We start from the raw sequence: 12,410 nt of genomic DNA on the forward strand, positions 1-12,410 counted from the left end.
CTCACTTAACACTGTGGCATCTTGTACACTGAGTTTTATCCTTGGCACTGAAAGCCTTCTGTCCGTTGTGGCACGTTCCGCAGTATTTTCCTGCCCATATATCTTTCATTGTAATTTTGTCGTAACCGAACTTTTTCTTAAATACTCCTGGATGGCAGGCAGAACAGTGTTCTTTTTTCACCTTGCAATGATAGACGTGGCTGAAAACAACGTCACCAGGTGCACCTTTATCTTTTGCTTTAAAAACCAAATCCTTGTTTAAAACGCCACTTTGCCCGCATCCAACAACAAATACGAAAGGTAAAATCAAAAGTGCTTTACGCATCTATCTCCTCCAGAAGTTTTTTCTCTCTGCTACAAAGTGTCGTAAGAATTGCCATTCTCACGGCAAGCCCGTTCTCAACCTGATTAAATATAAAGGTTCTGTCAGAGGTTATCACATCATTATTAATTTCAACACCTCTGTTAACAGGCCCTGGATGCATTACAAGAACATCTTTTTTCATCATCCCAAGCCGTTTCCTGTTAAGACCAAAGAAACGGCTGTACTCCCTTAAAGATGGAAAGACTTTTTTTGCATTAAGCCTTTCAAGTTGAATCCGCAGCAGTATCAGTACGTCTGCCACCTCAGCCACTTCTTCAAAAGTTTTCAAAACCGTAACGCCTAAAGCTTCCGGATACCTTGGCATCATCGTGGAAGGGCCGAATATAAAAAGGTTAGCACCTAACTTTTTAAAAAGAATTATGTCCGACCTTGCCACACGGCTATGAACAATATCTCCAGCTATAACAACGTTTAGACCTTTTAAACTCCCTTTGACGTCAATAATTGTCATAGCGTCAAGGAGTGCCTGAGAAGGGTGCTCGTGACATCCGTCTCCTGCATTCACTATTGAAGCTTTTATGTGTTGTTTTATCGTTTCTCCAGCACCTTCACAGGGATGCCTTAAAACAATTATATCCGGATGCATCATATCAAGGTTTTTCACCGTATCTATGAGCGTTTCTCCTTTCTTTACACTGCTGGTTGAAGCCGATATGTTTATCACGTCAGCAGAGAGAAACTTTCCAGCCTTCTCAAAAGATGTTCTTGTCCTTGTACTTGCTTCAAAAAAGAGATTAACGACACATTGTCCCCTTAAAGCTGAGAACTTTTTCTTTCCTTTTCTAAGTGTCTCCCTAATCTTGAAAGCAAGGGACATTAGATTATCAATATCTTCTTTTTCAAGCTCTTCACAGCTCAAAAGATGTTCCATTGAAAACCTCTTTAACCTTTAACGTTTTCTTCCTCTTTTGTAGAAACTTTTATACGGCTTCCCGCCCTCACCCTTGCAGCAAGGCTGTGAGCTTCAAGTCCTTCAACGTCTGCAAGGAGCGCAGTGGCCGAAGAAACTCTTTCAAAACCATCTCTGCTAACGTAAAGGACTGAACTTCTCTTTACAAAGTCATAAACTCCAAGAGGAGAGAAGAACTTAGCGCTTCCACCCGTTGGTAGAACATGATTTGGCCCAAGAACGTAATCTCCTAAAGATTCACAGGTGTAATGTCCAAGGAATATAGCACCTGCATTTTTAATAAAGTCAAGCAGGGCAAAAGGCTCTGCCGTTGCAACTTCAAGGTGTTCTGGTGCAACAATGTTTGCCACTTCACATGAATGGTAAACGTTTTCCGTGAGAAATACTGTTCCAAAATTCTCTATCGATTTTTGAGCTATTTCTTTTCTCTTAAGTGTCTTTAATTTTCTGTTTACCTCTTCAATTACAGCCTGAGCAATTCTGTCATCGTGAGTTACCAAAAAGGCACCGGCAAGTTCATCGTGTTCTGCCTGAGAGAGAAGGTCTATAGCCACCCACTCAGGATTTGCCGTTTCATCGGCTATAACCAATATTTCACTCGGACCCGCAACCATGTCAATATCAACCTGACCAAAGAGAAACTTCTTGGCAAGGGCAACATAGATGTTACCGGGACCGACTATTTTATCAACCTTCGGTATTGAAGCAGTTCCAAAAGCTATTGCCGCAACACCGTGGGCACCACCCACACGGTATATCTCATCAACACCAGAAAGTTTCGCTGCTACAAGAGAGTAAGGATTTACCTCTAAGCTCCCTATCGCAGGCGTTACCATTACAACTTTCTCAACACCTGCAACCTTTGCAGGAACTGCGTTCATAATAACGGAAGACGGATAAGAAGCCTTACCACCAGGAACGTATATCCCCGCACTTTCAAGAGGAATCACTTTCTGTCCCAATACCATTCCCGGTTCTGTAACAAAGTATGAATTCTCTTTCTGATGTTCGTGAAACTTTCTAACTCTATCAACGGCAAGCTTAATTGCATCTATAACTTCAGGTTTTACTTTTTCAAAAGCCTCTTCTATCTCTTCCTCTGAAACCTTAACATTTTCTGGTGTCAGTTCCACTCTATCAAACTTTTTTGCGTAGCCAAAAACGGCTGTATCGCCGTACTTTCTAACATTTTCAATTATTTCAAGAACAGATGTGGCATACTTGCTCTCAAGACCCTGACCGCGGGTCTTTATCCTGCTAAGTTCTGCATCCTCCTGCCAGTTCTCTTTACGTAAATCTACTATTCTCATTTCTCCTCCGCTGTTAGCTTGTAACCAAGACGTGGAAGTGTCTTCAAATACTTACCGTAACTTCCAAGTTTCTTCCTTAATCTGCTTATATAAACGTCAAGCGTCCTCGTATTTTCACTATGTTCCTTTCCCCAAATCTTTTCTAAAAGCTCTTCCCTTGAAAAGACTTTATTGGGATTGGAAAGAAAGAGTTCCATAAGCTGGTACTCCGTTTTAGTTAACTGAACAGGCTGACCGTCAACCGTTATCTCTTTTGAAACTCTGTCAAGCGTTATCCCTTTAAATGAGAGTTTTTCATTTTCAGATATTTTAAGTCGCCTATTTATGGCTCCTATTCTGGCTATTAACTCTTTTATGCTGAAAGGCTTTGTAACGTAGTCATCAGCACCGTAATTAAAACTTTCAACTTTCGTATCTTCATCGCAAAGGGCAGTCAACATTATTATTGGAACATCTTTTGTTCTCTCATTTTCTCTCAAAAGTTTACATATCTCTTTACCATCCATACCTGGAAGCATTATGTCTAAAATGATAAGGTCGTAATTACCAAAAAGTCCTTTATCTAACGCTTCTTTACCATCAAGCACCCAATCAACTTCAAAATTTTCTTTTTCAAGATTGTATTTGACTATTTCTCCAAGGTCTTCGTCATCTTCGACAAACAGTATCCTCATGTGAGCCTCTTAAGTACAGAGTTTCAGACGGTTAACCAATTATACCACAGATGAACAGCCATTCACCAAAGAAAAGAGCATCAGAGAGAAAATGAATGAGGAAGCAAACCACCAAGGGTAAATTTTTCTATCCTTTCATCAGAAGCAACGACAACCAAAAAGTCCCTATTGCAAAATTCTGAAAGAACCTGCCTGCATGCACCACACGGATAGGGCATTCCGTCAGGTGAATAGATTAAAATCTTCAAAAAATCCCTTACCCCTTCAGAAACAGCTTTAAACAGTGCAACCCTCTCGGCGCACATCGTAAGTCCGTAGGACGCATTTTCTACATTTACACCTGTATAGACCTTACCTTCCTTTGTTTCTATCGCTGCTACAACACGAAAGTTTGAATACGGCGCGTAGCAGTTTTTTATATTTTCTTTAGCCACTCCAAGCAGTTCTTCAACTTTCATTTAACCTTAACCTCTCTGGAAGTCTCTCCCTTCTAACAATGTCTTCAAGAGTTTCTGCTTCCCTTATCAAATCAATTTCACCATTTTGACCTATGAGAACAACATTCGGTCTATAGCGGATAAACTGCATCCACTGCGTTACATTGTAGGCTCCGACAGGTGAAAGTATCAGATTTGTCCCTCTCGGAAGGGGCGGTAGATATGCAAGGTCATCAACAACATCAATGTTCATACAGAGAGGACCGTAAAGGACGCAAGGCTCTGAAGGTCCCTGAACTTCTCTATCAACTTCAATGTTAAAGTGGTACCAAAATGCGGTAAAGAGAATGTTGACGCCTGCATCAAGGATGTAACCTTTTCTACCGTCAGGAAGCCTTTTGGTAGCGTGAACCTGTGTTATCAGATAGCCAGCCTCGTCAACAATTGCTCTGCCACTTTCTATTATCAGCTTTGGAAAATCTCCCGGTCTCAAAGAAGAAAGAAGGGCGTTGCATACTCTATCGGCAATCTCGTCAATCGACGGAACTGCAACTTCCGGCGGTAAATAGACACCTTTAAGTCTGTTCCTTGATGGAAAACCGCCACCAATATCAATGTACTCAATCTTAAATCCAAATTCATCTTCAACTTTATAAGCAAAATCAACCATCTTTCTAACTTCTGTTTCATAGGCTTTTGGTTCAAGTATGAATGTTCCTATGTGACAGTGAAGACCGACCAATTCAAGCTTTCCGCCAAAGGCAATACGCTTAACGGCATCAAAAGCCTGACCTGACTCTAAATTAAACCCAAACCTGCTCCACTGAGGATGGATACCCGTATCCATATTCAACCTTATTGCAACTTTTGGCTTCACACCAAGCTCTACTGCAACTTCCTCAAGGTCTGCAATCTCTTCAAAAGTGTCTATGTTTATCCTTGCTCCCTCAGATACAGCGACTTTAAGAGCCTCAATAGGTTTATAAGGACCATTGAAAACTATTTCGCTACCTTTGACTCCAAGTCTTCTTGCCTTGCTGTATTCAAATTCTGAAACAACTTCTGCCGTTTCACCTTCACCGTGCAGAACAGCACAAATTGCGTCAAGATAGTTTGTCTTGTAGGACCATGAAAATTCAACGTTGGGATAACGTGTGGTGAAAGCTCTTTTTATCTCTCTAAACTTTGAACGGAGGGTTTTTTCTGAGAAAACAAACAGCGGCGTGCCAAACTTTTCTACAAGATCCGCTATTTTTACACCGTCAATCTCTTTTCTTACTTTTCGGGAAAGCGGTGAGGCAAAACTTCCAAATTTATTCATCATACCAGTGTGAAGTTTAAATATCGCCGGTTTCTCGTAAGTCTTTTTCATCTTTCACCTCTCGTGACTATTTTCTGGAACGTATCCATATCGGTTACAAAATCGTCCGTAAACCTTATATAAAGCTTTCCAGCTTCGTAATCGGATCTCCTCTCAGGTTCTCTGCCAAGGGCAGCATCAAGAAGCCTTGCAGGAAGATTAATTCCAACACCAACAGAAAAATAGACCCAGGCTGGAAAACGAGGATTTATCTCTATAAGATAAATATCATCACCTGAGACGATACACTCAAGTTCAAAGGCACCTCGCCACCTGTACTTTTCAACAAAATTCTCTGCCGCTTTAAGCATTTTTTCATGTTTAACGGTAACACCTGTCCATATTTTCCCGAGTGAGGTTATCCAGAGTTTCTTTATTCCTACCATCCCGAAATGACCACCTTCACCATCACCAACACCCACAACATTCATCTCTTCACCGGAAATAACCTTTTGAACGATTATCGGATATCCCCACTCGGAGGCTATTTTGTTGAAATAGGAAGTGGCTTCCTGATAGTTAAAGGCTTTGTAAGCTTTGTAGAAAATCCCCTTTATCATAACGGGAAAACCAATTTCGTTAATGGCTGCGGTTAAATCCTCGTAGGAAACGACTATAAAACTCTCTGGCACTTTTAAACCAATATCTTTTGCTAACTCCGATACCCTATCTTTTGAACGAAGTTTAAACTGCTCCTTCGTAGGAAGGAAAGTCGATATTCCATAGCTATTAAGTTTTTCACTGTTTGCGATAAACAGGGGAAGTTCTGCATCAAGCGTGGGTATGACTGCATCAAGCCCAGCAGTTTCTTTTATGTAGAGAAGTCTGTTGATAAACGGTTCCTCACCTTCCGAAGGATACGGCATTATGTAAACCCTGTTAATCAACCAATCCATGTAAACGCCCGGTTCCATCGCATCGTATGCCAATCCAACTATCGCTGTTTCTTTATATTTCTCTTTAATGCCTTTTATAACCCCAATACCTGGACCTGGATTGTCAACAGCGTTTATTCCGGAGACGGCAACTTTACACATTTTCTTCTCCCTCTCGACCTGCAAGTCCTAAAAGTCTCAATTGCTCAATAAAATCAGTAACATCTCTCGTCGCCTCTTCCCTGTCAACTTCAAATTCCTCAGTCAGAGCCTCAACAATATCCTCAACATCTTTACCCTCTTTAAGCAAGTTGAGAATAAACAATCCCGTTTTATTAACTGTGAAACTGTTCCCCGTTTCTGGGTCAAAGATGAAACCCTCCTCGCTTATAGCCAGTCTATTCAGTTTATTCATAACTCCTCCGCAATTACTGAGATATCATCGCAGCTATATCTCTCGGTAAAACACCGTTTTTAGCCGCTATAGATCTTAACGTCTCATCAGGTAATGCCACTATTCCTTTTTTCTGCAGCTTTTCCATACACTCATCCACAGTGAGTCCATTCATTAAACAGGCTTCTTTAAGCGTCATCCTGCCAAAACCCACTCTCATTCCCGTTGTATATGTCCTTCTAACTGCCCTCTTTATAAGATTATAAACCATTGCAGGTGTAAGATGGTTATTTTCCGCTATCTCTTTTAAAGTTTCGTCTGGCGAAGCTGAAATTCCGTTTTGATGAAGTACAGAAAGAACAGTCTGAAGCGGAATGTCATCTTTCAGGCATAGCTCTTTCAAAGTCATAAGTTCAGCATGGGGTAGAGGTGCCGCAGGAAGACGTCTTTCCCAACTTTTCTTTATCCCTTGCTCAATATTGATAATGGTTGAAAATGGTGGAAGTCCGGCAATTGTAGCAGCGGTGCAGATAACGACCACCATGGCAGAAACGAGACTTTCCCTTTTAACCAGGTAGTTTTTAAGAGGTTTCCAGTTTAAAATTGTGTGCCATACGGCAAGAATAACTATGCCGATTCCAGATATAACATGAACTGCTTCCCACTGATCTTTTGAAAGTCCTAAAAGTCTCCATCCACTCCAGTAAGCAACCCTCCCGTAGGGCATTATGTAAAGAACGACGCTACTTATTATCAGAACCACCAAAGTGTAAAAAAGAAAGAGACTTACAAAAACACGTGAATTGCAAGATTTAGCGGACTTCTTTTTCATTTAGCCCTCCGCTAAAATTTTAAAGGAAGGCGGACTTTCTGTCCGCCAGAAAATTATCGGTTCTGCAATTTAAATTTTCTGTTAAGCCTGTTACAATTCCTTATCTTATATGTTACTCCTCTTTTTGGATTTTTGATAGTGCAGGCCATTAGACCTTTTATGTTTCTAAACCTCCAGAACGGAGGCACGTAGCCGGCAACCTCTATCGTATCACCGGGAACAATATCAAGGGAAGGGTAAAGCCATATAGGTGCAACCGCTATCTCTTCCTTACCATTTGGTGTTTTCACTTCAACTACCCACCATATAACCCTTTTGTTACCATAACCTGGACGCTGGTAAACTTTCGTAACCCTTCCACTTACGGTTATTGTTTGATAAGCAGCAACACTTCTTCCGTTATCTCCATAAACAACGCCTGCCTCGTGCTTTGAACCGACAATAGCTCTGTATTCAGCAGGCGTTATAAACTTAGGTTTATATTCTATACCGTACCTTCTCAGTATGGCCGTAAAAGCCCTCATGTGATTTCTCGAACCTTTCATAAGATTTTCATAAACAGTCGCAATGTCCCTGTTATCAGTCCTTTTTAGAGCATCCTGAAGATCTTTTATATCAAGGTCTTCTATAGTCGCACCAACTTCAAGGGCATCTATAAGGGACTTACTACCCTGTTTCACAAGTTTTGTATAAAGTCTCTGAAGTTTCTTATTCTCAAATTTCCCAAGTTTATCTCCCGTCCTTGCAACAGGATCCTCAAGGTTGTACCTATCAATCAAAAACTTAAGCATATCCATGTGTCTCTGCTCTGAACGGGCAATGTTTCTGAAAACCGGCATCTGCCACATTTCATAAAGAGCTGTGTAAACGTCCCTTGCTAATTTTTCCTCCTCTCTCATATGAAGAAGGTCTTTAATCTCCTGCTTACTGAGAGGCTGTTTTGGAAGTGATGCCACGTAGGCAGGGCCTATCCCCGGTAAAACAGTCGCATTTGTTGCAGCGCTAACTGTTGCACATGAAAATAGATTTCCCGCAAGAACTACTCCAGACAGTAGAACCGTTATTAACTTTCTCATAGCTTCCTCCTTTAGATTGTTTTCTAACTCTGCTGCTTATATGAGCAAGTACCGTGCCAAAATTTCCTTAACGGCTGTATCTCCTTGTTTCCAGTTCTATCAAAGATTTTGTAGAATTTTCCCGGCTTTACAGTCGGAAATTTTTCCGAAATAGGGGGTAATTTTTCCGTGGAATTTGAACTTTTCGAAACGGTAAGGGTTGAAAACAGAAAGGCAATCTTCATTGACAGACACTACGAAAGAATACAAAGAAGCGCTATTATTCTAAAGATTCCGTTTAACTTGCCAAAAGAGGATTTCAAAACATTGATAGAAGACGCAGCCCCCGAATCTGGCAATTACCTTGTTAAATTCACACTGTCTTACAGCGGAAAAACCTCTATATCTTTTAGGGAATGTCAAATTCCTGGAGAAATTTCTCTCATGTTTTCCGACAGGATAAAAAGAAAAAACGATTTCCTCTCAAGGCACAAAACGTCGTCCATATACGAGTCAATTATCGCCGTTCAAGCTGCCAGAGAAAAAGGATTCACAGAGGTAATACTTTCAGACACTAAAGGCTTTATCTCCGAAACTGCCTTCGCCAACATCTTTTTTGTAAAAAATGGTGTCTTTTTCACACCTTCACTTGAAACGGGATGCCTTCCGGGAACAAGAAGAGCTATAGTTTTAGAAATTTTAAAAGAAATGAACGTTCCCGTTTTCGAAGGATTCTTCACAAAAGAGAAAATTCTAAAAGCTGACGAAGTGTTAATAACAAGCACAAGGTATGATGTTGTTTCCGTTCACAGAATAGAAGACAAAAATTTCAACCTTGCAGGAAAAACCTGGGGAGAAAGACTAAAAAAGGTGATGGATTTGATTAAATTTAAATAATGGGGAAGGAAAAACCCTCCCCAAAAAGTTATCAGGCTGCCTTTTTAACTTCCTGATTTTCCATTTTTTGAAAGAGCTTAAACTCTTTTATAACTTCAATAGCCCTCTTAAGCTGATTGTCTATTCTTTTCTCTTTCTCTTTCCTCAGCTCCTCTGTTTTTTCAGGATGCTCTTCCATCTCCTTAGCTTCTTTCTTGAGAAAATCGATATCTTCCTGAGAAAGTTTAACCTCTATATCGGGTGTTATGCCTTTACCGTCAATACATTTATGGTTAGGCATGTAATATCTCGCAGTCGTTATCTTAACACCATATCCCATTTCAAGAGGGAAAAGTGTCTGAACAGAACCTTTTCCGAAAGTCTTTTCACCAACAACTATCGCCCTATCGTTATACCTTAAAGCGCCTGTAAGAATCTCTGCAGCACTTGCCGTTCCACCGTTAACAAGCATCACAACAGGAATGTCTTCAGGAACTATCGGTGGATTTTCTGAGTAGAATTTCTGATTGCTGTCCGGGATTCTACCTTTTGTGTAAACAATTAAATCCCCTTCAGGAAGGAAGTAATCACTTATTTCAACTGCCGAATCAAGCAATCCACCTGGATTGTTCCTCACGTCAACAATTATGCCTTCAAGATGCTTATCCTTCAAAAGACTTTTAAGTGCTTTCCTGAACTCATCAGGTGAATTTGCCTGAAACATTGTAAACCTAATATATCCAATATCTCCCTTGAGCTTTTTGTATTTGACACTTTTTATCTTGATTATAGCCCTTGTAATGGTAAAAGTTTTTGGCTTATCCCAGCCTTTTCTCATCACCTTTATCGTAACTTTCGTTCCCGGCTTACCTCTCATCATCTTTACAGCATCCATGAGGCTCATCTCCGGCGTAAACGGCTTACCGTCTATTTCAACTATGATATCGCCAGGTTTAAGGCCAGCCCTATAGGCCGGTGTGTCTTCTATTGGGGTTATTATCAACAGCTTACCGTCTTTAGTCTTTGTTATTTGAATGCCCAAACCACCAAACTCTCCCCTCGTTTCAACTTCAAACTCTTTAAAATCTTCCGGCGTAAAGAGAACGGAATGGGGGTCAAGCTTTGAAAGCATCCCCTGAATCGCACCTTCAAAAAGCTTTTTAGGACTTACAGGGTCAACGTACTTTTCTTTAACAAGGTGATAAACTTCTGTAAAGAGAGAGATGTAAGAAAGCTCTCCACCATTATCATTTTTTGAGGCAAAGCCTGAAGTTACAATGGCAAATGAAAAAAGCACAAAAGCTAAAACGAACAGTCCCTTTTTCACAGATTTTTTCATCTTTTCTTCCTCTCAAGAACCTTTCTAATTTTCTCAATTATACCGCTTGCATCCAAATTATAATATTTTACAAGTTCCCAGGCTTTTCCAGAACGGCCAAAAATGTCAGGTGTCCCAACTCTCTCCATAGGAACCGGTACCGTCTCCACAAGGGCTTCAGCAACTGCAGACCCAAGACCACCAATGATTGAATGTTCTTCGGCAGTAACTACCGCACCTGTTTTTGCAGCCGATTCAGCAAGAAGTTCTCTATCTATAGGTTTAACTGTTGGCATGTGGATAACTTCAACAGATATACCTTCCTTCTCAAGAACCTCAGCCGCTTCAAGTGCAAATGATGTTTCTAAACCGTTTGCAACGACGGTTACATCTTCACCCCTTCTTAACACATATCCTTTTCCTATTTCAAACTTGTAGTTTTCGTCAAAAATTCTTGGAAACTTCTCTCTTGTCAACCTGACATAAAAAGGACCAGCCGTGTATGCAACCTTTTCTATTACCTGCTTTGTCTCTATATCATCGGCAGGAACTACCACCCTCATATTTGGAATATTTCTCATATTTGCCACATCTTCCAAAGCCTGATGAGTTGCACCATCCTCTCCAACGGTTATTCCACCGTGAGTACACACAATCTTAACATTAAGCTCAGGATAACAGACCATCTGTCGTACCGCTTCCCATGCCCTTCCGGTAGCAAATATAGCAAATGTGCTAACAAAAACGATCTTCCCTGTCGTTGCAAGTCCAGCTGCTGTATTTATCATATTAATCTCAGCAATACCCATGTTGAAAAACCTCTCCGGAAAAACCTTTCCAAACTTTCCCGATTTAGTCGAACCGGAAAGATCAGCATCAAGAACAACAATCCTGTCGTCCTTCTTGCCAAGTTCTACCAAGGTATCACCGTATGCATCCCTAAGGCTTACTTTCTGCATTTTTCCTCCTTGACATTGAAAGTAATCTTATATAAATTACCTACCAGCAGGCAAGGGGTCCCATGTACCCCGGGCCCTATGTGCCGTTTGCCTGCTCTTTCTTCAATGTTTCCATCATGGCTCTAAAGCCGGATAAATAAAAATCACCAAACATAACATCAAAAGCTTTTTTTCTATAACACAGAAAAGTTACAATACTTTTTGTCTTGGAAAGGAAGAACAAAAAATCTTCTGCAATTGCTTCAAACAACTTTCCTTTGTCAACAAAAAAACCTTCAGTTTCCTGAAACTCTAAAGCAATATTAAACAAAAATAGAACAATATCAGAAAGTTGGTTAAATATAGAAAAGCTTGAATTAACATAATGAATATTGTCAATTACTGCATAAATTTGACTTTCAAATTTATATTTAAGAGATATTATAGGTTCAAAACTATACTCACCAAACCTATTAAGCTTTTCAAAGTAAACCCTTCTTATCAAAAAGGAAAGCTTAATCCCTCCCTTCCTTCCAGTAAGGCTATTTCTATTTAAAAGTTCCTTTATGCTCTTAATATCCTTTTCCAGCTCATCAGCTATTACAAGTCCATATTTACCTCGTTGCAATAAAAAACTATCAAGAGCATAAAAAAATGCGTAAATAGCAGAAGATATCTTTTCCAAATCAGACCTAAACAGATTAGTATCCTTGTAGACTAATCCTAAAATTAAAGGAACATTAAATTTTGCCAGAAGCTGCAAAACTTCTTTAAAAAAATCTTTTTTCTTTTCAAAATCTAAATCTTTAAACTGTTTTCTTCCATAAAAAATATCTCCAGTATGGATTTCTGTCTCATATATATTATTAATCCCCAAAATTTCCTTACACATAGATTTAAAAGCATTCTCGATTAAATGGTGTTTTTCCACTTCTACAGCAAGTCCTCCATAAAGAAAACAAGGACCATCACGGTAAAAACCTTCTTCATTTTTTTTAAGCTCCTTTCCACTTTCATCTGTATAGACAAGAAACACTACTCATTCC

At 40.0% G+C, this 12,410-nt stretch carries 14 protein-coding genes; 1 reads left to right on the top strand and 13 read right to left on the bottom strand.

From position 1 onward, the window contains the following. Position 1 precedes the first annotated feature (1 nt). The 10 genes from H153_RS09155 to H153_RS10055 form a co-directional block, all read right to left on the bottom strand. Entirely contained in the window at positions 2-325 is a 324-nt protein-coding gene (locus H153_RS09155) for a c(7)-type cytochrome triheme domain-containing protein (protein ID WP_022846716.1), read from the bottom strand. Further along, positions 318-1,256 (bottom strand): aspartate carbamoyltransferase catalytic subunit, encoded by a 939-nt coding sequence (locus tag H153_RS0103275; protein WP_022846717.1) that lies wholly within the window; start codon positions 1,254-1,256, stop codon positions 318-320. Before H153_RS0103275 ends, H153_RS09155 begins: the two co-directional genes overlap by 8 nt. Positions 1,257-1,267: 11 nt before the next feature. Beyond that, the gene (gene hisD, locus H153_RS0103280; protein WP_022846718.1) at positions 1,268-2,605 is read right to left on the bottom strand and encodes a histidinol dehydrogenase; all 1,338 of its coding nucleotides are present in this window, start codon (positions 2,603-2,605) and stop codon (positions 1,268-1,270) included. Next, positions 2,602-3,279 carry a response regulator transcription factor gene (locus H153_RS0103285; protein WP_022846719.1) on the bottom strand — a complete coding sequence of 226 codons (678 nt, stop codon included), beginning with the start codon at positions 3,277-3,279 and terminating at the stop codon, positions 2,602-2,604. Before H153_RS0103285 ends, hisD begins: the two co-directional genes overlap by 4 nt. An 80-nt stretch (positions 3,280-3,359) precedes the next feature. Next, positions 3,360-3,737: a cytidine deaminase gene (gene cdd / locus H153_RS0103290; RefSeq protein ID WP_022846720.1), complete on the bottom strand. Its 378-nt coding sequence runs from the start codon at positions 3,735-3,737 to the stop codon at positions 3,360-3,362. Continuing rightward, the gene (locus tag H153_RS0103295; protein ID WP_022846721.1) at positions 3,727-5,088 is read right to left on the bottom strand and encodes an alanine racemase; all 1,362 of its coding nucleotides are present in this window, start codon (positions 5,086-5,088) and stop codon (positions 3,727-3,729) included. Before H153_RS0103295 ends, cdd begins: the two co-directional genes overlap by 11 nt. After that, positions 5,085-6,113 (bottom strand): ATP-grasp domain-containing protein, encoded by a 1,029-nt coding sequence (locus H153_RS0103300; protein ID WP_022846722.1) that lies wholly within the window; start codon positions 6,111-6,113, stop codon positions 5,085-5,087. The genes H153_RS0103295 and H153_RS0103300 overlap by 4 nt, the downstream gene beginning before the upstream one ends. After that, positions 6,106-6,366, bottom strand: a complete 261-nt coding sequence (locus H153_RS0103305) for an HPr-rel-A system PqqD family peptide chaperone (protein ID WP_022846723.1) — start codon at positions 6,364-6,366, stop codon at positions 6,106-6,108. Before H153_RS0103305 ends, H153_RS0103300 begins: the two co-directional genes overlap by 8 nt. 13 nt (positions 6,367-6,379) lie before the next feature. Next, complete coding sequence (locus H153_RS0103310) at positions 6,380-7,177, bottom strand: DUF4405 domain-containing protein (protein WP_022846724.1); 798 nt, start codon at positions 7,175-7,177, stop codon at positions 6,380-6,382. 53 nt (positions 7,178-7,230) lie between these two features. Next, positions 7,231-8,253, bottom strand: coding sequence for a DUF2202 domain-containing protein (locus H153_RS10055; protein ID WP_022846725.1), 1,023 nt, complete (start codon positions 8,251-8,253; stop codon positions 7,231-7,233). A gap of 168 nt (positions 8,254-8,421) precedes the next feature. Between H153_RS10055 and H153_RS0103320 the strand changes: the two genes are divergently transcribed. After that, positions 8,422-9,129, top strand: coding sequence for an aminotransferase class IV (locus H153_RS0103320; protein WP_022846726.1), 708 nt, complete (start codon positions 8,422-8,424; stop codon positions 9,127-9,129). A gap of 31 nt (positions 9,130-9,160) precedes the next feature. Here H153_RS0103320 and H153_RS0103325 read toward each other — a convergent pair whose 3' ends face one another. From H153_RS0103325 to H153_RS0103335, 3 genes are all read right to left on the bottom strand, one after another. Further along, entirely contained in the window at positions 9,161-10,447 is a 1,287-nt protein-coding gene (locus tag H153_RS0103325) for a S41 family peptidase (RefSeq protein ID WP_022846727.1), read from the bottom strand. Next, on the bottom strand, positions 10,444-11,385 hold the full coding sequence (locus H153_RS0103330; protein ID WP_022846728.1) for a transketolase family protein: 942 nt from the start codon (positions 11,383-11,385) through the stop codon (positions 10,444-10,446). Before H153_RS0103330 ends, H153_RS0103325 begins: the two co-directional genes overlap by 4 nt. Before the next feature lie 76 nt (positions 11,386-11,461). Continuing rightward, positions 11,462-12,400, bottom strand: a complete 939-nt coding sequence (locus H153_RS0103335; protein ID WP_022846729.1) for a DUF3800 domain-containing protein — start codon at positions 12,398-12,400, stop codon at positions 11,462-11,464. Positions 12,401-12,410: the final 10 nt, after the last annotated feature.

Source organism: Desulfurobacterium sp. TC5-1 (genome assembly GCF_000421485.1).
Taxonomy (GTDB): domain Bacteria; phylum Aquificota; class Aquificia; order Desulfurobacteriales; family Desulfurobacteriaceae; genus Desulfurobacterium_A.